The sequence below is a fragment of the Streptococcus sp. A11 genome (assembly GCF_043674225.1).
Taxonomy (GTDB): Bacteria; Bacillota; Bacilli; order Lactobacillales; family Streptococcaceae; genus Streptococcus; species Streptococcus suis_V.
In genome coordinates, this window is sequence record NZ_JBIMJS010000008.1 from 45,878 (window position 1) to 67,415 (window position 21,538).

24 protein-coding genes and 1 pseudogene are annotated in these 21,538 nt (G+C 42.3%); 21 read left to right on the forward strand and 4 right to left on the reverse strand.

Going from position 1 to position 21,538, the window contains the following annotated elements; all coding sequences use genetic code 11:
- Nucleotides 1-8: 8 nt before the first annotated feature.
- Nucleotides 9-680 carry an L-serine ammonia-lyase, iron-sulfur-dependent subunit beta gene (sdaAB, locus tag ACHBIF_RS05990; protein ID WP_394719285.1) on the reverse strand — a complete coding sequence of 224 codons (672 nt, stop codon included), beginning with the start codon at nt 678-680 and terminating at the stop codon, nt 9-11.
- A 218-nt stretch (nt 681-898) separates the two neighbouring features.
- Here sdaAB and mnmA point away from each other — a divergent pair, with 218 nt between their 5' ends.
- The gene (mnmA, locus tag ACHBIF_RS05995) at nt 899-2,023 is read left to right on the forward strand and encodes a tRNA 2-thiouridine(34) synthase MnmA (protein WP_014638839.1); all 1,125 of its coding nucleotides are present in this window, start codon (nt 899-901) and stop codon (nt 2,021-2,023) included.
- A gap of 77 nt (nt 2,024-2,100) precedes the next feature.
- Nucleotides 2,101-3,446: pseudogene (locus ACHBIF_RS06000) on the forward strand (IS3 family transposase).
- A 52-nt stretch (nt 3,447-3,498) separates the two neighbouring features.
- Here ACHBIF_RS06000 and ACHBIF_RS06005 read toward each other — a convergent pair.
- A complete protein-coding gene (locus ACHBIF_RS06005; protein ID WP_394719288.1) occupies nt 3,499-3,888 on the reverse strand; it encodes a nuclear transport factor 2 family protein in 390 nt (129 codons plus the stop codon).
- Nucleotides 3,889-4,013: 125 nt separating this feature from the next.
- Between ACHBIF_RS06005 and ACHBIF_RS06010 the strand changes: the two genes are divergently transcribed.
- The 8 genes from ACHBIF_RS06010 (at nt 4,014) to rpsD (ending at nt 11,829) form a co-directional block, all read left to right on the forward strand.
- Nucleotides 4,014-4,340, forward strand: coding sequence for a winged helix-turn-helix transcriptional regulator (locus ACHBIF_RS06010; RefSeq protein ID WP_172027600.1), 327 nt, complete (start codon nt 4,014-4,016; stop codon nt 4,338-4,340).
- A 140-nt stretch (nt 4,341-4,480) separates the two neighbouring features.
- Entirely contained in the window at nt 4,481-4,942 is a 462-nt protein-coding gene (locus ACHBIF_RS06015; RefSeq protein ID WP_394719290.1) for an NUDIX hydrolase, read from the forward strand.
- The gene (gene mnmG, locus ACHBIF_RS06020) at nt 4,939-6,849 is read left to right on the forward strand and encodes a tRNA uridine-5-carboxymethylaminomethyl(34) synthesis enzyme MnmG (protein WP_394719291.1); all 1,911 of its coding nucleotides are present in this window, start codon (nt 4,939-4,941) and stop codon (nt 6,847-6,849) included. The genes ACHBIF_RS06015 and mnmG overlap by 4 nt, the downstream gene beginning before the upstream one ends.
- 88 nt (nt 6,850-6,937) lie before the next feature.
- On the forward strand, nt 6,938-8,899 hold the full coding sequence (locus ACHBIF_RS06025; RefSeq protein ID WP_257103902.1) for a DHH family phosphoesterase: 1,962 nt from the start codon (nt 6,938-6,940) through the stop codon (nt 8,897-8,899).
- Between the two features lie 10 nt (nt 8,900-8,909).
- Nucleotides 8,910-9,362 (forward strand): 50S ribosomal protein L9, encoded by a 453-nt coding sequence (gene rplI / locus ACHBIF_RS06030; protein ID WP_105122429.1) that lies wholly within the window; start codon nt 8,910-8,912, stop codon nt 9,360-9,362.
- Nucleotides 9,363-9,402: 40 nt separating this feature from the next.
- Complete coding sequence (dnaB, locus tag ACHBIF_RS06035) at nt 9,403-10,758, forward strand: replicative DNA helicase (protein WP_105138580.1); 1,356 nt, start codon at nt 9,403-9,405, stop codon at nt 10,756-10,758.
- A 3-nt stretch (nt 10,759-10,761) separates the two neighbouring features.
- A complete protein-coding gene (locus ACHBIF_RS06040; RefSeq protein ID WP_105111313.1) occupies nt 10,762-11,013 on the forward strand; it encodes a Veg family protein in 252 nt (83 codons plus the stop codon).
- Nucleotides 11,014-11,217: 204 nt separating this feature from the next.
- A complete protein-coding gene (gene rpsD / locus ACHBIF_RS06045; RefSeq protein ID WP_002938227.1) occupies nt 11,218-11,829 on the forward strand; it encodes a 30S ribosomal protein S4 in 612 nt (203 codons plus the stop codon).
- 155 nt (nt 11,830-11,984) lie between these two features.
- Here the strand turns inward: rpsD and ACHBIF_RS06050 are convergent, their stop codons facing one another.
- Both ACHBIF_RS06050 and ACHBIF_RS06055 read right to left on the reverse strand, forming a co-directional pair.
- Complete coding sequence (locus ACHBIF_RS06050; RefSeq protein WP_394719297.1) at nt 11,985-13,148, reverse strand: tyrosine-type recombinase/integrase; 1,164 nt, start codon at nt 13,146-13,148, stop codon at nt 11,985-11,987.
- 500 nt (nt 13,149-13,648) lie between these two features.
- Nucleotides 13,649-14,140 carry a helix-turn-helix domain-containing protein gene (locus tag ACHBIF_RS06055; protein WP_394719299.1) on the reverse strand — a complete coding sequence of 164 codons (492 nt, stop codon included), beginning with the start codon at nt 14,138-14,140 and terminating at the stop codon, nt 13,649-13,651.
- A 190-nt stretch (nt 14,141-14,330) separates the two neighbouring features.
- Here ACHBIF_RS06055 and ACHBIF_RS06060 point away from each other — a divergent pair, with 190 nt between their 5' ends.
- From ACHBIF_RS06060 to ACHBIF_RS06110, 11 genes are all read left to right on the forward strand, one after another.
- The gene (locus ACHBIF_RS06060) at nt 14,331-14,528 is read left to right on the forward strand and encodes a helix-turn-helix transcriptional regulator (RefSeq protein ID WP_029752519.1); all 198 of its coding nucleotides are present in this window, start codon (nt 14,331-14,333) and stop codon (nt 14,526-14,528) included.
- Nucleotides 14,529-14,544: 16 nt separating this feature from the next.
- Nucleotides 14,545-15,198: a Rha family transcriptional regulator gene (locus ACHBIF_RS06065; RefSeq protein WP_394719301.1), complete on the forward strand. Its 654-nt coding sequence runs from the start codon at nt 14,545-14,547 to the stop codon at nt 15,196-15,198.
- 811 nt (nt 15,199-16,009) lie between these two features.
- Nucleotides 16,010-16,213 carry a hypothetical protein gene (locus tag ACHBIF_RS06070; RefSeq protein ID WP_394719303.1) on the forward strand — a complete coding sequence of 68 codons (204 nt, stop codon included), beginning with the start codon at nt 16,010-16,012 and terminating at the stop codon, nt 16,211-16,213.
- 155 nt (nt 16,214-16,368) lie between these two features.
- Complete coding sequence (locus ACHBIF_RS06075) at nt 16,369-16,704, forward strand: hypothetical protein (RefSeq protein WP_394719305.1); 336 nt, start codon at nt 16,369-16,371, stop codon at nt 16,702-16,704.
- Nucleotides 16,697-16,966, forward strand: coding sequence for a DNA-binding protein (locus ACHBIF_RS06080; RefSeq protein ID WP_172085026.1), 270 nt, complete (start codon nt 16,697-16,699; stop codon nt 16,964-16,966). The genes ACHBIF_RS06075 and ACHBIF_RS06080 overlap by 8 nt, the downstream gene beginning before the upstream one ends.
- A 197-nt stretch (nt 16,967-17,163) precedes the next feature.
- Nucleotides 17,164-18,039: a primase C-terminal domain-containing protein gene (locus tag ACHBIF_RS06085; protein WP_172003660.1), complete on the forward strand. Its 876-nt coding sequence runs from the start codon at nt 17,164-17,166 to the stop codon at nt 18,037-18,039.
- Nucleotides 18,040-18,056: 17 nt separating this feature from the next.
- Nucleotides 18,057-19,529: a phage/plasmid primase, P4 family gene (locus ACHBIF_RS06090; RefSeq protein ID WP_394719308.1), complete on the forward strand. Its 1,473-nt coding sequence runs from the start codon at nt 18,057-18,059 to the stop codon at nt 19,527-19,529.
- Between the two features lie 309 nt (nt 19,530-19,838).
- Nucleotides 19,839-20,024 carry a hypothetical protein gene (locus ACHBIF_RS06095; RefSeq protein ID WP_394719310.1) on the forward strand — a complete coding sequence of 62 codons (186 nt, stop codon included), beginning with the start codon at nt 19,839-19,841 and terminating at the stop codon, nt 20,022-20,024.
- Nucleotides 20,025-20,035: 11 nt separating this feature from the next.
- The gene (locus ACHBIF_RS06100) at nt 20,036-20,200 is read left to right on the forward strand and encodes a hypothetical protein (RefSeq protein ID WP_162840654.1); all 165 of its coding nucleotides are present in this window, start codon (nt 20,036-20,038) and stop codon (nt 20,198-20,200) included.
- Between the two features lie 88 nt (nt 20,201-20,288).
- Nucleotides 20,289-20,525 (forward strand): hypothetical protein, encoded by a 237-nt coding sequence (locus tag ACHBIF_RS06105; RefSeq protein ID WP_394719312.1) that lies wholly within the window; start codon nt 20,289-20,291, stop codon nt 20,523-20,525.
- Nucleotides 20,526-20,529: 4 nt separating this feature from the next.
- Nucleotides 20,530-21,531, forward strand: a complete 1,002-nt coding sequence (locus ACHBIF_RS06110; protein ID WP_394719314.1) for a hypothetical protein — start codon at nt 20,530-20,532, stop codon at nt 21,529-21,531.
- Nucleotides 21,532-21,538: the final 7 nt, after the last annotated feature.

Consider the following 21,538-nt stretch of genomic DNA (forward strand, 5'->3'; position numbering starts at 1 on the left):
TCCTCTTTCTAGTTGAAGAAGGTTACATTGTGCAAGTGTGGAATTTTTTCAATCTCTGCGATGGAATTTTCACACTGGCGAGCATCCACTTCGATAATCATAATAGCTTTTTCGCCTGCTTGTTCACGTGTCACGTTCATTTGGGCAATATTGATATTGTATTTTGATAAGATGTCAGTTACCTTGGCAATCATACCTGGAACATCTTGGTGAACGATGATAATTGTCGGCGTGTTCATATTGAGGTTGACAGAGAAACCATTAAGCTCGGTCACTTGGATATTCCCCCCACCAATCGAAACGCCAGTTGCTGAGATGGACTTTTTGTCATTTTTAATGATGATTCGGGTGGTATTGGGATGGGGGGTATTGCTGTCCTTGTTGACACGCCAGTAAACCTTAATACCTCGTTCTCTTGCAATATCAAGAGAGTTAGGAATGCGGGGGTCATCCGTATCCATGCCTAAAATACCTGCTACCAAGGCTACATCGGTGCCATGTCCGCGATAGGTTTTGGCAAAAGAGTTGTACAGTTGGAATTCTACCTCGGTTGGCTCATCGCCAAAGATAGAGGATACAATTTTCCCTATTCGGACCGCCCCAGCTGTATGGCTAGAGGAAGGACCAATCATAACAGGCCCGATAATATCAAAGACCGATTGAAATTTTAAGCTGCTCATAATTTGCCTCGCATTTTTTATTACCCTTATTATACCAAATTTTCTAGTCAGGGAATATGCCTAAATGAATGGGCTTTCCCATGTCAAATTCCTGTTTCTTCTCCCTTTTGTGTGGTATAATACAAGTTGTTCAAAATCGACCTTCGAATCGTTTTTTGAAAAAATTTTTGGAATACGACCTTCAAATCGTGATTTCAACGAAAAGATGGGAGAAGATGATGTCAATAGACAATTCGAAAACCCGTGTTGTTGTCGGTATGAGTGGCGGTGTGGATTCATCGGTTACGGCTCTCTTGCTCAAGGAGCAGGGCTACGATGTGATCGGCATCTTCATGAAAAACTGGGATGACACGGATGAAAATGGCTTCTGTACAGCAACAGAAGATTACAAGGATGTGGCTGCAGTGGCAGACCAGATCGGCATTCCTTACTACTCTGTCAACTTTGAAAAAGAGTATTGGGACCGCGTATTTGAGTACTTTCTAGCAGAGTATCGGGCAGGCCGCACACCCAATCCAGATGTCATGTGTAATAAGGAAATCAAGTTCAAGGCCTTCTTGGATTACGCTATGAATTTGGGTGCGGACTATGTGGCGACAGGGCATTACGCTCAGGTGTCACGCGACGAGGACGGCACCGTCCATATGCTACGTGGAGCAGACAATGGCAAGGACCAGACCTATTTCCTCAGCCAACTATCACAGGAACAGTTGCAGAAAACCATGTTTCCGCTCGGCCATTTACAAAAGCCTCAGGTGAGGGAAATAGCAGAGCGAGCAGGCTTGGCGACCGCTAAAAAGAAGGACTCGACAGGCATCTGCTTTATCGGTGAAAAGAACTTCAAAGAATTTTTAGGGCAGTATTTGCCTGCCCAGCCCGGTCGGATGATGACCGTTGACGGTCGTGATATGGGAGAACATACCGGCCTTATGTACTATACGATCGGCCAGCGGGGCGGGCTTGGTATCGGAGGACAAATCGGCGGGGACAATGAGCCTTGGTTTGTTGTCGGAAAAGACCTGTCCAAAAATATCCTCTATGTCGGTCAAGGTTTCTATCATGAGTCCTTGATGTCAACTTCTTTACAAGCTAGTCAAGTCCACTTTACACGGGATATGCCTGAAGAGTTTACACTTGAGTGTACAGCTAAATTCCGCTACCGTCAACCAGACAGTCAAGTAACTGTCAAGGTAAAAGGTGATAAGGCAGAAGTCATATTTGCAGAGCCACAAAGGGCCATTACACCAGGACAAGCCGTTGTTTTCTATGACGGACAAGAATGCCTGGGCGGTGGCATGATTGATATGGCCTATAAAGATGGAGAGGCTTGTCAGTATATTTAATCAAAAATAAAAGCTTAGCACTCTGAACTGCACCCCAAAAGTTAGACACAAAATCTAATGATTGGGGTGTTTTTCTTATGAAATTAAGTTATGAAGATAAACTAGAAATATATGAGCTAAGAAAGAGGGGCGTGTCGTGGGTCAACCTTAGCCAGATATACAAGGTCACTATTGCCAATCTCACCTACATGATAAATCTCATGGATCGATATGGCGTGGAAATCATTGAAAAAGGTAAAAATAGGTATTATTCACCTGAATTAAAGCAAGAAATAATGGATAAAGTCTTGATTCATGGGTGTTCTCAACTCTCAGTTTCCCTTGATTATGCTCTTTCAAATCAAGGAATGCTTCCCAATTGGATAGCACAATACAAGAAAAACGGGTATACTATTCTTGAAAAACCAAGAGGGAGACCGAGCAAGATGGGACGTAAACGCAAGAAAACCTGGGAAGAGATGACGGAATTAGAGCGCCTTCAAAAGGAAAATGAACGTCTTCGAACTGAGGTGGCCTTCCTAAAAAAGTTGAGAGAACTTCGCTTGAGGGACGAAACACTAGTGCGCGAACAGCAGAAACAATTAGATAGATGGTCCAAGGAGGATTCCGACTAGACCTCCTACTTGCGACAGCTAAAATGCCTCGCTCAACTTATTATTATCAAGTCAAGCAACTGAATAAACCCGAAAAGAACAAAGCAATTAAGGCTGAAATTCAAGCCATATATGATGACCATAAAGGTAATTACGGCTATCGTCGGATTTATTTAGAACTCAGAAATCGAGGTTTCTTCATCAACCACAAAAAGGTGCAGCGCTTGATGACAGTCATGGGCTTAGCGGCTCGTATTCGTCGTAAGCGCAAGTATGCTTCTTACAAAGGTGAGGTGGGTAAGAAGGCTGATAATCTGATTAAACGTCAGTTTGAGGGATCTAAGCCTTATGAAAAATGTTATACCGATGTGACGGAGTTTGCTTTGCCTGAAGGGAAGCTCTACTTATCGCCTGTTCTTGACGGCTATAATAGTGAGATTATTGATTTTACACTGTCTCGGTCACCTGACTGGAAACAGGTTTAAACCATGCTTGCGAAGGCTTTTCCAGCAGATTTATACAGTGGGACTATTCTCCACAGCGATCAAGGTTGGCAATACCAGCACCAGTCTTACCATTACTTTTTGGAAACCAAAGGCATTCGCCCATCCATGTCCCGCAAAGGGAATAGCCCAGATAATGGGATGATGGAGTCTTTCTTTGGCATTCTCAAATCTGAAATGTTTTATGGACTCGAGACATCTTATCAATCACTTGACGAGCTTGAAGAAGCTATTACAGATTATATTTTTTACTACAACAACAAACGAATCAAAGCAAAATTAAAAGGACTTAGTCCTGTCCAATACAGAACTAAATCCTTTCAATAATTATTTGTCCAACTTTTTGGGGTCAATACACTCTCGTGCTGAGCTTTTTATCTTATCCCCAGAAAGCATCTTCGACGTTTTGGTCGGCTGAGAAGAGCCAAACTTCCTTGATTTTGCCATCTTCCATACGGAAAAGATCGATGTCATTCATGTTTAGTTCTTCACCATCTGTTCTAGTACCGAGGAATGTTACGTTAGCGGCAACAAGAGTATCATTATCTGACACCCAGTTTGTCACTACTTTGAAAGTTCCATTTGTTTTTTCGGCGAAAGTTGCTAGATGTGCTCCGAGTACTTCCTTACCAATTTTAGCACCAGATGTTGAATGATTTCCGGGTTGATGCCAGATAATGTCATCTGCCATAGTTTCAAAAAGAGCTGCAAAATCACCAGCGATGAGAGCATTGTTATAGGCATTAAAAATTTCCAAGTTTGTTGACATTTGATGTCCTCCAATTTTTTTGATATAGTACAATTATAGTGGAAGTAGTCAATTATGCAAGTAGGTACTTTTGTATTTGTTGGTATCAAAAGTGATACTATTGTGATAAATAAAGGAGAATTTTTTTGAAAAAAGTTAGTGAATATGGTATTTGTCCTTTTGCAACAACGCAAAAAGTCTTGACTGGTAAGTGGGGATTGGTGATTATCTACCAACTCAGTACAGGAACGAAACGTTTCAATGAACTACAGCGACTGATTCCAGGGATTACCCAAACCATGTTAACAAGGCACCTTAGACAATTGGAGGAGGATCGCATTATTAGTCGCACGGTCTATGCAGAAGTCCCCCCTCGTGTAGAGTATAGCTTGACTGAAATGGGTGAAAAATTTCGTTCGGTGCTGGATGCTGTTGAGACTTGGGGCTTAGAATATATTGAAACGTTAACGTAACATCAGATTTGAAATTCTACAAATCTTTTGCTAAAATAAGAGTAACAATTATCATGATGGTCAAAGCTCATGGGAATTGTAGGCTTTTTGTCCTGCAATTTTCGAGAGTTTTGGCTATTTTTTGCTATTGAGGAGAGAAGATGGATTTCAGAACGAGACACGACAATCAAATCTTCGGCGTTCGGGCGACTGCATTGATTATAAAGTATGGGAAGATTTTCCTGACCAAAGATTATAAGGGGCGTTATTATACCATTGGCGGTGCGATTGAGGTCAATGAGGTAGCAGCAGATGCGGTTGTTCGAGAAGTCAAAGAAGAATTAGGGGTTGACAGTTGTGTCAATCAACTGGCTTTTGTTGTCGAAAATCAGTTTACACATGAAGGGATAGACTTTCACAATATCGAGCTTCATTTTATCGTGGAGCCTGTTGGAGAAATGCCTAAGGAGATGATTGAAGGGAAGTTGAAGCAAACTTGTGAATGGATTGCACTTGACAACCTTGTCAACCTAGATGTCGTACCAGCTTTTCTGGCAGAGGAATTGCCAAGCTGGGATGGACAAGTTAAACACATTATGAACATGAAGGAGAAAATAACATGACACACACATTTGCAGAAAACTATGATGTCATCGTGATTGGAGCTGGGCATGCGGGCGTAGAAGCAGGATTGGCAGCCAGTCGGATGGGCTGTAAGACCTTGCTTGCAACTATTAACTTGGATATGGTGGCCTTTATGCCTTGTAATCCCTCTATTGGCGGATCAGCCAAGGGGATTGTGGTAAGAGAAATCGATGCCTTGGGTGGCGAAATGGGGCGCAACATTGACAAGACCTATATCCAGATGAAAATGCTTAATATGGGTAAGGGGCCAGCTGTTCGTGCTTTGCGGGCTCAGGCAGATAAGGCAGAGTATGCAGCAGAGATGAAGCGGACGGTGGAGCGTCAGGAAAATCTGACCCTGCGTCAAACCATGATTGATGAGATTTTGGTGGAAGAGGGCAAGGTGATTGGTGTCCGTACGGCTACCAACCAGAAATTCTCAGCCAAGGCAGTTGTGGTGACGACGGGTACTGCCTTGCGTGGTGAGATTATCATTGGTGATCTCAAGTATTCGTCTGGGCCTAATAACAGTTTAGCTTCTATCACGCTGGCGGATAACCTGAAAGAACTGGGGCTTGAAATCGGTCGTTTCAAAACAGGAACGCCACCGCGTGTCAATGCTCGTACCATTAACTATGAAGAAACCGAGATTCAGCCAGGCGATGAAAAGCCAAATCACTTTTCATTCTTGTCCAAGGATGAGGACTATTTGCAGGATCAGATTCCTTGCTGGCTGACCTATACCAACGCGACCAGCCATAAGATTATCAACAGCAATCTTCACCGAGCACCCATGTTTTCAGGGATTGTCAAGGGGATTGGTCCCCGTTATTGTCCATCAATCGAGGACAAGATTGTCCGTTTTGCCGACAAGGAACGCCACCAGCTTTTCCTAGAGCCAGAAGGCCGCAACACCGATGAAATTTATGTTCAAGGGCTGTCAACCAGTCTGCCGGAAGATGTGCAGCAGGACTTGATTCACTCTATTAAAGGCTTGGAAAATGCCCAGATGATGCGGACGGGTTATGCCATTGAGTACGATATGGTCATGCCGCACCAGTTGCGGGCGACGCTGGAAACCAAGAAGATTTCAGGGCTCTTTACAGCAGGTCAGACAAACGGAACATCAGGTTATGAAGAAGCAGCCGGTCAGGGAATTGTCGCTGGTATCAATGCAGCCCTCAAGGTACAGGGCAAGCCTGAGTTGATTTTGAAACGAAGCGACGGTTATATCGGAGTTATGATTGACGACTTGGTGACCAAGGGAACGGTGGAACCTTATCGTCTCTTGACCAGTCGGGCGGAGTATCGCTTGATTCTGCGTCATGACAATGCCGATATGCGACTGACGGAGATTGGTCGTCAGGTGGGCTTGGTGGATGATGAACGCTGGCAGGTTTTCCAGATTCACAAAAACCAGTTTGACAATGAAATGAAGCGCTTGGAGTCTATCAAACTCAAGCCAATCAAGGAAACCAATGAAAAGGTTGTTGCCATGGGCTTCAAGCCTCTGACGGATGCCCTTACCGCCAAGGAATTCATGCGTCGTCCAGATGTGACTTACGCAGATGCGGTAGCCTTTATCGGCCCTGCGGCAGAGGAGTTGGATGCCAAGACCATTGAATTGATTGAAACAGAGGTCAAGTATGAAGGTTACATTGCCAAGGCCTTGGACCAAGTAGAGAAGATGAAACGCATGGAAGAAAAACGGATTCCAGCCGACATCGACTGGGATGACATTGACTCCATTGCGACCGAGGCTCGTCAGAAATTTAAGCTGATTTCACCAGAAACTATTGGCCAGGCTAGTCGGATATCTGGTGTCAATCCAGCAGATATCTCTATTCTCATGGTCTATTTGGAAGGGCGTAGCCGTTCCATTGCCAAAAATAAGGATAAGAAGTAGTCCTTGTGACTGCTTTTTCCTTTGGATTTCAGGGTCATAGCTAGAATTTTTCGGTAATTTATGGTAGAATGGCAGTCAGAGGTTAGTGATGAAAAAATTTCGATTTTCGACAATTCATTTTGTCATGATTGGACTGATTTTGTTTGGACTAGTGGCTGTTATTCACCGCATTTTTCCGACAAGCGTCCTCACAATTTTTGCGCTTTTACTGAGCTTAATTGTCTTAGTTGTGCTCTTTATTTATCAGAAACATTCCTATGAATTTAGCGAACTGGAGCAGATTGAATATTTAAATAGTCAGGCAAATTCTGGTCTCATGAAGCTTTTGGATCAGATGCCGATCGGTGTGATTAAGGTTCAAGCAGAGACCAATCAAGTCGAGTGGTTTAATCCTTTTGCGGAGTTGATTTTCGCTCAGGAAAATGGTGAATTTGACCAGAAAAAGCTACGTGAAATTATTGATGTCGGTCTAGATGAAGATAGGGTTTATGCTAATTTTTCTGGAAAACGCTATGCGGTCAATGTTGATTTTGAACAGGGCTTATTTTACTTTTTTGATGCCTCCAATGAATATTCTGCAACCAATAGTTTGATTGGCAGTCGACCAGTTATCGGGATCATTTCGGTGGATAACTATGATGAGCTGGAGGATACAATAACGGATTCTCAGATTAGCCAGGTCAATTCTTTCTTGGCTCAGTTTGTGTCCGATTTTTGTAATGGTTATGGCATTTACTACCGCCGTGGTTCTATGGATCGTTTCTATTTTTTCACGGACTACGGTGTTTTGGAAAGTTTGATTGAAGATAAATTTTCGGTCATTGACAAGTTTCGTGAAGAGGCTAAAAAGTTAGAATTAAGCCTAACGCTTAGTATGGGTTTGGCTTACGGGACAACCAACCATCATCAAATTGGTCAAGTTGCCCTGCAAAATTTGAACATGGCAGAGGTCCGTGGTGGTGACCAGGCTGTTGTCAAAGAGAATGACGACCGTAAACAACCGCTCTTTTTTGGTGGCGGCTCAGCATCATCTGTCAAACGTACTCGTACCCGTACTCGTGCCATGATGACAGCGGTGTCTGATAAGCTCAAGTCAGTCGATGCGGTGTTTGTAGTCGGACATCGAAACTTGGATATGGATGCTCTGGGCTCCTCTGTTGGGATGCAGTATTTTGCGCAAAATATCATGAACAATGCCTATACGGTCTATAATCCCGATGAGATGGCCCCGGATATTGTTCGTGCGATAAAAAAATTGAGCGATGAGAATTGTTCGAACCTGCTTACAATTCAAGAAGCCAAGCAGATGGTTACTTCCCACTCTCTGATGATCATGGTGGATCATTCTAAGATTGGCTTGACCTTGGATAAGGAATTGTATGATTTGTTTACCCAGGTTATAGTCGTAGACCACCATCGTAGAGATACGGATTTCCCTGATAATGCTATCTTGACCTATATCGAGAGTGGTGCAAGTTCAGCCAGTGAGTTGGTGACAGAGCTTATTCAATTCCAGAATGACAAGCGCCACAAGCTTAATCGTCTTCAGTCAAGCTTGTTGATGGCGGGGATTATGCTGGACACCAAGAATTTTACCTCGCGCGTGACCAGTCGGACCTTCGATGTGGCTAGCTATCTGCGTACTCGCGGTAGTGATAGTCTGGAAATTCAGCAGATTTCAGCGACAGAATTTGATGAATACCGTCAGATTAACGAGCTGATTTTGCAAGGACAGCGGTTTGAACCCCAAATCGTCATTGCCCGTGGCCAGGAAGGAACGAAGTACGATACAGTCGTTCCAAGTAAGGCGGCGGATACCATTTTGGATATGGCAGGCATTGAGGCAGTCTTTGTTCTGACGGAAAATACTCAAGATTATGTGGCGATTTCTGCAAGAAGCCACAGTAAAATCAATGTCCAGCGGATTATGGAGGAAATGGGCGGAGGCGGTCACTTTAACCTGGCTGCAGCCCAAGTCTACGACCTTACAATGGATCAAGTCTATGATAAATTGACGGATACGATTCGTCAGGAACTTAGTGAAAGTTAGGAGAGAATAGATGAAAGTTATCTTTTTAGCAGACGTAAAAGGCCAAGGAAAAAAAGGCGAAATCAAGGAAGTGCCAACAGGCTATGCCCAAAACTTTTTGATTAAGAAAAACTTAGCCAAAGAGGCAACTACCCAGGCCATCAGTGCCCTGCGTGGTCAAGAAAAATCAAAAGAAAAAGCCCATGCCGAGCAGGTTGCAGCAGCAGAAGCCATCAAGGCAAAGCTGGCTGAGGAAGCTACCTTGGTCAAATTTGTCGAAAAAGTGGGTCCAGACGGACGTACCTTCGGCTCTATTACCAGCAAGAAGATTGCCGAGGAATTGGAAAAACAATTTGGTATCAAGATTGACAAGCGTCATATTCAATTGGACCACCCAATTCGTGCCTTGGGTTTGATTGATGTTCCTGTGAAAATCTATCAGGATGTAACAGGCGTCATCAATTTGAGTATCAAAGAGGCTTAAACTATTTGATTTTTAGTCATATTGGTGAGGAGGTGAAATCTTGGCAGAATTAGACGAATTGAGGGTACAGCCCCAGGATATTTTAGCGGAACAGTCGGTGTTGGGTGCCATTTTCCTAGACGAGGGCAAGCTGGTCTTTGTCCGTGAGTATATCGAGGCTGAAGACTTTTTCAAGCACGCTCATAAGCTGATTTTCAAGGCAATGATTGCGTTGGCGGATAAGAATGAGGCCATTGATGCGACCACTATGCGTAACTACTTGGTCAATCATGGTGACTTGGAAAATATCGGTGGCTTGGCTTATTTGGCAGAGATTATTAGTTCGGTACCGACGGCGGCCAATGCGGAATTCTATGCCAAGATTGTCGCTGAGAAATCCAACCTGCGTAAGTTGATTGCTCGTCTGACAGAGGCTGTTAATCAGGCCTACGATGGAGCTGACGGGTCGGATGATATTATTGCTAATGCGGAGAAGGCCCTGATTGATGTCAGCGAAGGAGCTAGCCGTAGCGGTTTCAAACGGATTGACGATGTCCTCAATATCAACTTTGATAATCTGGAAACCCGTGCCAAGCAGACTTCGGACATTACGGGGATTGCGACGGGCTATCCTGCACTGGATGCAATGACGACAGGACTCCACGAGGAAGAGTTGATTATCCTTGCGGCTCGTCCTGCGGTGGGGAAAACGGCCTTTGCCCTCAATATCGCGCAAAATATCGGTACAAAACTGGGTTTGACAGTTGCTATCTTCTCTTTGGAGATGGGTGCAGAGAGCTTGGTGGACCGTATGCTGGCCTCGGAAGGGGTTATCAATTCGCGTGCCATTCGTACGGGTCACTTGACTCAAGAAGAGTGGAACAAGTATATGGTGGCTCAAGCCAATTTAGCACGGGCTAGCATTTATATCGACGATACGCCGGGTATCAAAATTACTGAAATTCGCTCGCGGTCTCGGAAATTGGCCCAAGAAACCGGCAATCTCGGTCTGATTTTGATTGACTATTTGCAGTTGATTACAGGGACTGGTCGCGAAAACCGGCAACAAGAGGTTTCGGAGATTTCCCGTCAGCTGAAAATTCTGGCCAAGGAATTGAAAGTGCCGGTTATTGCCCTCAGTCAGCTGTCTCGTGGAGTTGAGCAACGGCAGGACAAACGTCCAGTTCTTTCTGATATTCGTGAATCGGGTTCGATTGAGCAGGATGCGGATATTGTTGCCTTCCTCTACCGTGATGATTATTATGAGCGGGGTGAGCAGGAAGACGGTGGTATTCCCAATAATACGGTCGAGGTTATCATCGAGAAAAACCGTTCGGGTGCGCGTGGCACCGTGGAACTCATGTTCCAAAAAGAGTATAATAAATTTGCAAGTATTTCCAAGAGAGAGGATGGATAGAGCATGAGTGATGCATTTACAGATGTTGCCAAGATGAAGCAAATCAAACAGGATATTAAGGACCATGAAGGGCAAATTGTAGAATTGACCCTGGAGAATGGGCGTAAGCGTGAAAAAAACAAGCAAGGTCGGATTATCGAGGTCTATCAGTCACTCTTTATTGTGGAGTATGAGGATCCCAACAATACCTTTGTGGAATCTTATACCTACTCAGACATCTTGACGGAGAAGATTTTGATTCATTATTTGGATTAACTAATATAAAGGCTTTACAGAGCCTTTTTTTTGTGTTATACTATTCTTTGTGCGAAATAACAGCAGGGCAAAATGAAGCTCGTCAACAGAAGGTCAGCAAGAAGAGTAATCGTTGCTGTTTCGATGAAGACCTCCTGCACGAATCAGGTTTGCCTAAGTCGTTATTTCCTACAATATATTTATTTTATTGAGGAGGACATAACTATGTCACGTTATACAGGACCATCTTGGAAACAAGCTCGTCGTCTTGGCTTGTCATTGACAGGTACAGGTAAAGAATTGGCACGTCGTAACTACGTACCAGGTCAACACGGACCAAACAATCGTTCTAAATTGTCAGAATACGGTTTGCAATTGGCTGAGAAACAAAAATTGCGTTTCTCTTACGGTTTGGGTGAAAAACAATTCCGTAACTTGTTCGTACAAGCTACTAAAATCAAACAAGGTACCCTTGGTTTCAACTTCATGCTTCTTTTAGAGCGTCGTTTGGACAATGTTGTTTACCGTCTTGGTTTGGCAACTACTCGTCGTCAAGCACGTCAATTCGTAAACCACGGTCACATTCTTGTTGACGGCAAACGCGTTGATATCCCTTCATACCGCGTTGAAGTTGGTCAAGTAATCTCAGTTCGTGAGAAGTCAATCAAAGTTCCAGCTATCCTTGAAGCTGTTGAAGCAACTCTTGGCCGTCCAGCTTTCGTATCATTTGATGCTGAAAAATTGGAAGGTTCATTGACTCGCTTGCCAGAGCGCGACGAAATCAACCCAGAAATCAACGAAGCACTTGTCGTAGAATTCTACAACAAAATGTTGTAATATTTTATTGAATATGATAGGCTGTAAAGCCTTGAAATTAAGCACTTTAGGCCTCTTTCCTAGAGTGCTTTTTTGATTTTACTACCCTTTTTACTACCCCGATATTATTTTTTGTATAGTAAGAGGGTAGTCGCAAAACACGACACCCTTATTTTTTATAAATTGCTGATAGCTGCCTCAAAGATTGAGACGGCTTTTTTTGCACCTTCCCTAGTGGCGTGAACGTAAGTATTTAAGGTCATGGCAATATTTGAATGGCCAAGCCTATACTGTAAGTCTTTGGCCTCTATGCCAGCGTAGAGCATGATAGTAGCGTGAGTATGGCGGAAACCATGAAAACTAATATCAGGGACACCAGCAGCCTTAAAATGCTTTTGTAGCCTCTTTCTGAGCAAGCAGGCATAAGCGTATTTGGTAGTGAATGGAGTGAACACAATATCCACAGACCGCCCCAGAGTCCAAGCATGAGCCTGCTGACGCTTTTTGTATTGCTTGAGCAACAACACAGTAGCCTTGTCTATTTCAATATCCCGTAGCCCTGATTTAGATTTAGGCGTGTTCGTTTCTTGGTATCGATTGAGCGTTTTTGTTACGCTGATCGTACCAGTTTCTAAGTCAATATCAGACCATTCTAGCGCCAGAGCCTCACCGATACGGCAACCAGTGGCCAGTAAAGTCTTGTAGAGAACGTAGTCAAAGAAATTGCTATAACTTGACTGATCCAAGCTATCCAGGTACTCAAGAAACTGTTTCAATTCCTGATTGCTGAAGAACTTGACTTTTTGCTCTTTATTCTGCTGCTTCCGTGGCACAATAACATCGCGGGCGGGGTTATGTTGCAGCAGTTGCATCGTCACACCATACTGAAGAATACGGCGGTTGATATTATTTAGAAAACTGTAATTGGCATAAGCACCCTGGACACCTCTATTGGCGTTGTCAGCCCACTTATTGACTTGTTGCTGGATGATAGGAGTAGTAAGTCTATCTAGCTTGTAATCACCAAATACGGGCAAAATATGAAGTCTAACAATACCTTCCATGGATTGCCGGGAGTTTGGCTTGATGGTATTCTTGTAACTTTCCCACCAAAGGGCCACAAGCTCCCTATAAGTAGTGATGGTTGGTTTCTCTTTGACACAATGACCGTTTTTCTCAAATTCTAGTTGTGCTTGTCTAGCTTTGATTTTTACCCCCTTTTTAGTGCTAGCCGTGACGGTTGTCCGTGCTTTCTTGCCGGTCAACTTGTCTACTCCAAGATAAACGCTTGAGCGGTACACGATAGTACCATTTTTCTTTTTGTATTCTGTAATCTTCATGATCATACCTTTCTAACATCAGTAAGCAAGTATGGGATTTAGTTAAGTATTTATCATGCGTAGGCTTACGAGAATAGCCCTATTTTCGTTTATTTTGGTTTGGTAGGGTAAATGTACCAGTCACAAGCTAAAAGCGAATATAAGTGATTTTGGAGTGTTTGACAGGGTGAGCGGTATTCTGATATGATAGACAAGCCCCCGGATTTTACTGAAGGGAGGTGATACCGTGGCGGAATTCATACTTACCACGTTTTTTCTGCCGTTGTTGGTTGGTATTCTGACAGTACTGTTTGAATATTGGCTAAACAATCGCAGAAAGTAGCCCCAGGGGCAAAAAGAAAAACCCTCAACGTTGCAGCGTTGGGGGCTTTTTTGATACCGTGCTAACATTCTTACCACGTTTGTTAACACCATCAGTATAGCACCCCTTTATTCAGTTGTCAAATGATACAGCATAGTTCTATAAGAATACAGCTCACCAGAAAGCCGAAAAATGAAGTCTAACCACCTTTGTTTGAGTTTGTGATAGCGATTAACAATTGAACGCTTTGGTACAAGGCATCAATGCCTTCATTTGTTCCATAAGTTATTTTATATCTTTCGAGAATAGCAAGCATTTCAACTGGATTGTTATACACTTGGTTTTCTACAAAATTGCCAGCCATATCTTGCAACCGTTTTTGGTTCTCCAAACTGAGAAGCCTGTAATTTGCAATGAGGTTAGCTTCGTCTTTCGTTGTCATGGTTTGGTATTTTTTATCAGGTTCGACTGTTCCATGAGCCAAGGCGTTTCTGTATTCTTTATCTTCATACCCCAACAAATACCCAACAGGTACACCGAAGTGATCAGCGAGTGCCTGGGCTTTGTCTGGTTTGATAGTATTGACGCCGTTTTCCCAATTTTGGAGTGTTCTGTATGAAACACCAATTTCTTTCGCTAGAGCTTGTTGGGACAAGCCTTTTTCTTTGCGTAAAATTTTTAATCTATTCATAATTTCAACACCTTTCACGCAAATTATAACATGACACCGAAAAAATGTACAATATTTTTTCAAAAAAAGTGTTGACTACGAAAAAATAAAGTGCTATTATACAAACATAGCACCGAATAACGGTGCAAACCAACCGCAACACCTTTCAATCTATTCAGGTTGGTTATCAAAACAGAAAGGAGAAAAGATCATGAAGAACAATATGCGTGTATTGCTAGCTAAACGCCGTGAGAAAGTTTCACACGTTCACGAGGCTACAGGTATTTCAAAGAGTACGCTGACAAAATTATATTATGAGCGCACCAAGAATCCAGATATTACAGTACTTCAAAAAGTCGCAAACTACTTGGGTGTGACGATTGACGAACTACTAACACCAGAGGAATAAGAAAGGCAGGCAAACCATGAATAATTTTATGACAATCGGAACAGGTCACACGATGACTACAACAGACGGCACACAATACATTTCAAGCCGTGACATCGCAGAATGGACTGAGAAACGACATGACCACCTTATCAGAGACATTGAAAAATATGTCAGCGTTTTGGGTGAAGATGAGCATAGCCCAAATTTGGGCTATGGGCAGAACGCAGATTTGCGTTATGAGTGTTCCCCAAAATTGGGGAATAAGCAAACCCCAAATTTGGGGGATGGCTTAACACCAAGGGTTGAGGGCTATTTTATCGCCGATACTTACCAGGTTGAAGATGGTGGACGAGCTTATAAAATGTTCTGGTGCAGTCGCAAAGGTTGCGAGATGATCGCCAATAAGATGACAGGCAAGAAAGGTATTTTATTTACAGCCCAGTATATTGAAGCCTTTCACGCTATGGAAAAGGAATGTAAAAAGCCCAAGCGTGAGCCAAAACGTAAGCCAATCGGAGCGAGGGAAGCAGCATTCATGAAAGAATTTGACATCTACCAACGCATGGCAAACGCTGAACGTTTCTACGTGGACACGCTCGCCCAGGCGATTGCCGAAACTACTGACATGCTAGAAAAGAGCTATCTAACGCACAAGCTAACAAAATTCATGCAGGAAGTAGCACACTAAAAACGACAACAAAAAAAGGCTTTGAGAGCGACCAAACTTCCAAGCCTTCACTCAAACAACTAAAACCACAAAAGCAAGTATGGGATTTAGTTAAGTATTTATTTTATTATATCACAAAAATAGTGATATGTGTTCAGACAGAGGGCGCTAACCCTTAAAACTGGAGTATAAAAGTATTAGGTGCTGGTATCGCCATTAGCGAAAGCTAAACCACCCTAAGAAAATTACACACAGCAAGGCTATTATTTTGGCACAGGCTTACACGACCACAGGGGCAACCTGGTAAGTCTGAAGCGGGCAACCGCTGGGGGTAGTCTAGGCTAGGTATAGGAATCGTATAGTAAAGAACCATTAAGCAAAGTCTTTCGAACTCACGTAGAAAGCCCACACGGGCCATTACACAGACACAATAAAAAAACGAGGCAAGTACAATATGAAAGACAATAACAGAGAAACAATAATCCATTTTGAGAATTCTAGCAAAGAATACTCACCAGTAAAAAAACGCTATATTTGAAGAACTAGAATCGGTTATCAGCAAAGTGTACCAACTAGACCATGAAACAGGGTGGACATTGCACTATCTAACCGACATCATGATGAACCACTTTCACGAGGACGTGGCACGAGTTACAAATGGAGATTTGACACCGATTGAACGCAGTTTGAACGGTATAACCTCACGAGTTGAAAATACCAGAATGGTACTTTTAAAAGCTGGATATGAAGACAAGATTGAAGTTGGTAATCCTATGTGGTACTTAAAACTAATCTTACAAGATTTTGAACATATAAAAAAGGAGATGAAAAAATGCAAGAACTCAATCTAACACCAGAACAGACTATGACCCTGATTGTTATTTTGTTACCAGTGGTCATCTACTTATGGCATCATTTAGGCAGTTTTCAGCTTGATATAGAGCCGAAAACCAAGCCAGAGGGTAATCATACCGGACGGCTGACAAATGCGAACTACGGGGCTTATATTCAATCACAGGGCAGATATTACAATTAGGGGGGGACTATGCGGACATTTAGTGAACTTGAACAAATAGCGGAAGCATTACACAAACACACTACGCCAGAAGAAACGCAGTGTTATCTTGATATGGATCGCGATAGTAAATTGCTTTGGATTAAACATAAAATCGCTAGTCTGGAGGTGCAGGCATGACAGAAAACAAATTACCAGAACATCTAAACAAAGTTTTCAAGCTACTACCGCTTGGCATGGACTTGCCAATCACCGCCTCAGACATTGAGAAGCTGACAGGCTTGGACATCCGAACCATCAGGGAGTATATTCGCCAGCTTGTCATTGATCATGGTATTCCCGTATGTGGTGGACGAGATAATAAGCTAGGGGGCTACTATATCCCCCAAAACGAAGTGGAACGACTTGCAGGAGTGCTACCGCTCCAACGACAATACGACCAAGAGCACAAGCGTATACATGCGCTACTGACAGCAGATTTGACAGACTGGAGGAAGTACAGAGATGGTTAACATACTATCACGAGAGGCGGAACTGGAGTTACTGGAGAAGGTGGACAGACATCTGGACAAGCGGATAGAGCTTGAGAAACAGCAGCTAGAGCGGTTTGACTTGATACCAGCGGACGAAGTAGCTGACAAGTTGAATGTTTCTGGAACTACGCTGAGAAATTGGGAGCATATGGGCCTGCAACGGTATCAGTCACCATTTGAGAATAGCAAGAAAATATTTTACCGAGCGAGTGACATATACAATTTTTTGGCAGTTGAGTGAGTAAAAAGGGTAATAAATTTTGAGATTATCCGCAGAAACTCAATAAAATCAACGCTTTACGGCATTGGATATTACAACATTGTCAAATAAAGGAGAAAATAACATGAACGAATTTTACACAGGCGAGTTAGAAAACCTTGTCATTGAACTACAAAACCGAATCAACGAGCTAGAAGAACGACTGGAGCGGTTAGAAAATGATTTACGAGGCTAGGGGTTTTCAGAATAATCTAGTCTATCCATTTGATAGGTTAGAACCGTTTGAGTACATAGCACAGTTTAGACCTATGAAAGTACCAGAGGAAGCAGATATTGAGCAATTCAAACGCACACAAGCCCCCTACTGTATCAGTGGCAAAGTCACAGCAGATAAAAAAGGCACTCACAGGCGGAATAATTCAAGCCTAGTCTATCGTGATTTGATTTTCTTGGACTATGACGAGCTAGAAGCAAGCGTAGACTTTCCCAGAATCGTTTCTGAGGCACTTTCTGAATACTCCTATATCATTTACCCAACTATCAAACACACGGCTGAGAAGCCCCGTTACAGGCTTGTAGTGAAGCCTAGTCACAAGATGAAAGAAACAACCTACAGGGCAACAGTGCAAGAGATAGCGGACAAAATCGGACTACCATTTGACCTTGCTAGTCTTACATGGTCACAGTTGCAAGGCTTACCCGTGACGGCTGGAGATCCAGAAGAATATCAGAAAATTATTCACAGGGGGAGCGATTACCCTATTCAAGCGGTATTGGATAAACAGCCGACAAAAAGGGCTGTAACTACTACTTACACCCCACGACCTAGCGGACACCGTTCAATCACTATGAGGGTTATAGACACGCTTTTTGACGGCTTTGGAGATGAGGGCGGTAGGAATGTAGCAGTTACCCGATTTGTGGGCTTATTGGTTGGTAAATGGGTTAATTGTGACATACCGACAGCGTGGGAGCTTACACAGATCGCCAACAGCGTAACGGCTGATCCATTGCCAGTTGACGAACTAGAAGCAACGTTTGAAAGCATTGTAAAAACAGAAATAAGAAAGAGAGGGCTAGGAGTATCGAACTAGAACAATTACAGGCAGAGATGGAGCAGGTCAGCACTGTTTCAGAGCCTACAAGCATGAAGGAACTTTATAACACATTATACGAACTTGGCGCAATCTGGAGAGAAGAACACCAGTACACAGTCAACGAGGGCAAGAAGAATGAAAAAATAGTAATTCCAATTCCAGAAGTTAGTACGGTAGCTAAGTATTTGAGACAGGTTTGTCACTTTGCTTTCATCTCCACGGGTGACAGTTCGGACAAGTCACCGCTATACTTGTATCACTACGACAAGGGAATTTATACCGATAGCGCGGACTTATTCAACAAACTATGTGCAAAGTTTGACAGCAGGCTCAAGCCTAGAGCATGGGCAGACATTCGGGCGTTCATTCGGACAACTACCCGAATTTCCAAACCTTTCAGCGACCACACACGCATACCCGTAGCAAACGGGGTGTTTAATCTCAAGACAAAGCAATTAGAACCATTTAGCCCTGATTTTGTTATCACAAGCAAGATTAGAACGGCATACAATGGAGCAGCAAGAAAACCAATACTAGATGGCTGGTTTGACTTTGAGCGATGGCTAGACATCATCGCATGCGGTGATAGTGAAATATATGCTTTATTGTGGCAGATCATGAATGAGGCTATTAACCCAAATAGGACACGGGGAAAACTTGCAATTCTATTAGGTGACGGTAACAACGGTAAGGGCACATTTCAGAGCCTACTGATGAACCTGATAGGAGCGGACAAGGTGGCAACCTTGCGCCCTGACCAATTCGAGGGGCACAACTTAGCCAGTCTGGCGGGTAAAGTTTGTAATATCGGTGATGATATTTCTAACAGATACATCGATGAAGTTTCGGACTTGATGAGTATAGTCACAGGCGACACCGTGACAATTAACCCGAAACATCAACAACCGTTTGAACTGAGTTTAAAACTATTCTGTTTGTTTTCTGCTAACGAGTTGCCAAGAGTTCGGAACAAGTCACAAGGCTGGTATAGACGGCTTTGTATTGTACCCTTTAAGGCTGATTTTAATGGCCAGAAAGAACGGCCAGAGATTAAAAACATATTCTTGAAAGATACAGAGCTATTAGAGTGGGTACTATTTAAAATCTTGAATATGCCAGCGTTTGACAAGTTTATTGAACCCGAAGCAGTGGCCAAAGAGATTGACAGCTACAAGAAAGAAAATGACTACTTATACGCATTTGTAACGGACGACTACACCGAACGGGAATTACATTTGATTGAGCGTGTGCCGTTGAAGTGGATAAAAGAAGAATATCGGACTTTTTTAGCTGAGAATGATTTATCGGCACATATTCCGTACAGTTTCGGGAAAGACCTTGTTAGAATCTTGAGGGTACACACAGACCAAAGGCACGCACTAAAAAAGGGGCGTTTGAAGAAGAAAGAAGCTGAATCTTTCCCCTATCCGTTAACCATCGAGGACTACACAAAAAACGTTCAATGGATAGTTGAAAAAGATGGCTGATTTTGTTGACGTTGTTGACGTTCTGTTGACGTTGTTTTTTAGAGAACGTCAACACGATTACATCAATAGGAACAAGTGTTTGAAGCATTTTGTTGACATTGTTGACGTTGTTTTTTAAGTATGTATATAGGGAATTAAAAAAAAGATATATATTTAAAAATAAAAACTTTTTTTCAGAAGAACGTCAACAACATCAACAAGTGGGCAAAACCCTTACGGGACAAGGGTTTGAAGTGTTGACGTATATAAAAAAAAGAACGACAACAAATTCAAAAAGTTTACATAATTTATCTTAAAGTGAGGAAAAACATGAAAATTGAACTATTTAGAAAATCTTACGAAGAAAGTTTACAAGATTTTGAAAACCGAGTAAATGACTTCATGGCAGCCGTTGAAGTGGTTGACGTGAAAATAAATGTAATCACTACCCTCGGTGGCAGTTTGTTACAGATGATCACTGTATTATACAAAGATAAGCAAAAACAAACAAATTAGAGGGGGTGGGCATGAGAGAAGAGATTGAACTACTTCAAACAGTACTCAAAGGCTTTATTTTATATAATAAACATGGTATAATAGTGAAAGAGAAAACCCCAGACTTTGGGGAGATAACTCTACATTTTCTAGATGGCAAGTTTACACGTCTTGAAAAGAAAGAAATCAAAAAATAGTCTATTGGGAACAACCCTGGGGCGCACTACATGACAGTTTTGTTTTGTTTAGTGTGCCCCGTTTTTGTTTGTAGAAAGGAGGTAAAAAATGAGTAAGCAGCAAATTCTAAAAAGACTGAAAAATATTGAGTTAGCAATAGCCAATAAAAAATACAACCTGGAAGAAATCATCGCCGAATGGCTGGCAGTGATCCGCCAGATGATATGTTACCCAGATATTGAGAAACAACTTGAGGAAATGCCGTATGAAATAAATTTCCGTACGTTCGCAGAGAATGATGAATTCAGAAAACAAATCAAAACCATTTTAAAAGAGGAGAACTAACAAAATGACATTACAATTAAATTATGCAAAGACAAATGAATATAAAGCAATTTTTAAAAAATACTTGGATGGTGTGATTGAGTGGCGCAAAAAAGTAGCCTATGATGTTCGCCCAGAAGTTATTGAAACATTCAGGAAAGAGCTAAAAAAAGAAACTCAAAAAGCCTACGATGATTACAAAAATAAAAAGATGACGGAAGCACGTCACCAGATGGAAGTCATTGAAAAGCAATTTAAAAATACCCGCAATACATACACAGATCCACAAGCGGAAATTTTGCGCAGACAAGATTTTGACTTGGAATTTTCAATCATGGATCGCGAGGACATTATTGAATTGTTAAGCGATGAACAACGGAATTTTTCGAACTATGAACTCAAAAAAATTCAAGTCGCTTATCCTGATGATTATAAAATTGCATCATTGCTTGAGAATCAGCAATTAAAACGTGACGGCCAATGGCTAGAAGATCCGTTTTATAAAGAATGGCAGCAGGATTATTCAGTTTTATTTCAAACTAAAACCGCAGGGCTGGATGTTGTCTATTTTCCAAATAATTCGGATGATGGTTACACATTTGAAAATTTAGATCTTTTCCTATCAAGTAACCAACATGTTACAGCACTAGACAACCATATTCAAAAAATCAGCCAACTAATCAACGAGATCCCGACGGTGAAAAAAGCAGATAAGCCAGCGTTTTTTAAACCCGAACCCGTGAAAAAAATGGAGTTTGAAGAATTTGACGACCGTATTTATAGAATAAGCCCAGATTACGACGTTACAATCCGTTTCAAATATCTGAAAGAGCGTTTTGACGATACAACTACAGACCGTTGGTCACCAGGGCGTGATGATTATGACGCTTACCGTCATTTACAATTTCTTGAAAAACGTCACGACTTGAAACTACAAAACGATGAAGAGTATAGAAAACGATATTACGCAGTTGAAACAGCTATAAAATACGAACTTGAACAGAAGAAAGTGAATTTTGATGAATAGCGAAAAA

What these genes read in the sequence shown, in the direction of transcription:
- sdaAB (WP_394719285.1), bottom strand. Translation starts at nt 680, where the DNA reads ATGAGCAGCTTAAAATTTCAATCGGTCTTTGATATTATCGGGCCTGTT.
- mnmA (WP_014638839.1), top strand. Translation starts at nt 899, where the DNA reads ATGTCAATAGACAATTCGAAAACCCGTGTTGTTGTCGGTATGAGTGGC.
- ACHBIF_RS06005 (WP_394719288.1), bottom strand. Translation starts at nt 3,888, where the DNA reads ATGTCAACAAACTTGGAAATTTTTAATGCCTATAACAATGCTCTCATC.
- ACHBIF_RS06015 (WP_394719290.1), top strand. Translation starts at nt 4,481, where the DNA reads ATGGATTTCAGAACGAGACACGACAATCAAATCTTCGGCGTTCGGGCG.
- mnmG (WP_394719291.1), top strand. Translation starts at nt 4,939, where the DNA reads ATGACACACACATTTGCAGAAAACTATGATGTCATCGTGATTGGAGCT.
- ACHBIF_RS06025 (WP_257103902.1), top strand. Translation starts at nt 6,938, where the DNA reads ATGAAAAAATTTCGATTTTCGACAATTCATTTTGTCATGATTGGACTG.
- rplI (WP_105122429.1), top strand. Translation starts at nt 8,910, where the DNA reads ATGAAAGTTATCTTTTTAGCAGACGTAAAAGGCCAAGGAAAAAAAGGC.
- ACHBIF_RS06040 (WP_105111313.1), top strand. Translation starts at nt 10,762, where the DNA reads ATGAGTGATGCATTTACAGATGTTGCCAAGATGAAGCAAATCAAACAG.
- rpsD (WP_002938227.1), top strand. Translation starts at nt 11,218, where the DNA reads ATGTCACGTTATACAGGACCATCTTGGAAACAAGCTCGTCGTCTTGGC.
- ACHBIF_RS06050 (WP_394719297.1), bottom strand. Translation starts at nt 13,148, where the DNA reads ATGAAGATTACAGAATACAAAAAGAAAAATGGTACTATCGTGTACCGC.
- ACHBIF_RS06055 (WP_394719299.1), bottom strand. Translation starts at nt 14,140, where the DNA reads ATGAATAGATTAAAAATTTTACGCAAAGAAAAAGGCTTGTCCCAACAA.
- ACHBIF_RS06060 (WP_029752519.1), top strand. Translation starts at nt 14,331, where the DNA reads ATGAAGAACAATATGCGTGTATTGCTAGCTAAACGCCGTGAGAAAGTT.
- ACHBIF_RS06065 (WP_394719301.1), top strand. Translation starts at nt 14,545, where the DNA reads ATGAATAATTTTATGACAATCGGAACAGGTCACACGATGACTACAACA.
- ACHBIF_RS06070 (WP_394719303.1), top strand. Translation starts at nt 16,010, where the DNA reads ATGCAAGAACTCAATCTAACACCAGAACAGACTATGACCCTGATTGTT.
- ACHBIF_RS06075 (WP_394719305.1), top strand. Translation starts at nt 16,369, where the DNA reads ATGACAGAAAACAAATTACCAGAACATCTAAACAAAGTTTTCAAGCTA.
- ACHBIF_RS06080 (WP_172085026.1), top strand. Translation starts at nt 16,697, where the DNA reads ATGGTTAACATACTATCACGAGAGGCGGAACTGGAGTTACTGGAGAAG.
- ACHBIF_RS06085 (WP_172003660.1), top strand. Translation starts at nt 17,164, where the DNA reads ATGATTTACGAGGCTAGGGGTTTTCAGAATAATCTAGTCTATCCATTT.
- ACHBIF_RS06090 (WP_394719308.1), top strand. Translation starts at nt 18,057, where the DNA reads ATGGAGCAGGTCAGCACTGTTTCAGAGCCTACAAGCATGAAGGAACTT.
- ACHBIF_RS06095 (WP_394719310.1), top strand. Translation starts at nt 19,839, where the DNA reads ATGAAAATTGAACTATTTAGAAAATCTTACGAAGAAAGTTTACAAGAT.
- ACHBIF_RS06100 (WP_162840654.1), top strand. Translation starts at nt 20,036, where the DNA reads ATGAGAGAAGAGATTGAACTACTTCAAACAGTACTCAAAGGCTTTATT.
- ACHBIF_RS06105 (WP_394719312.1), top strand. Translation starts at nt 20,289, where the DNA reads ATGAGTAAGCAGCAAATTCTAAAAAGACTGAAAAATATTGAGTTAGCA.
- ACHBIF_RS06110 (WP_394719314.1), top strand. Translation starts at nt 20,530, where the DNA reads ATGACATTACAATTAAATTATGCAAAGACAAATGAATATAAAGCAATT.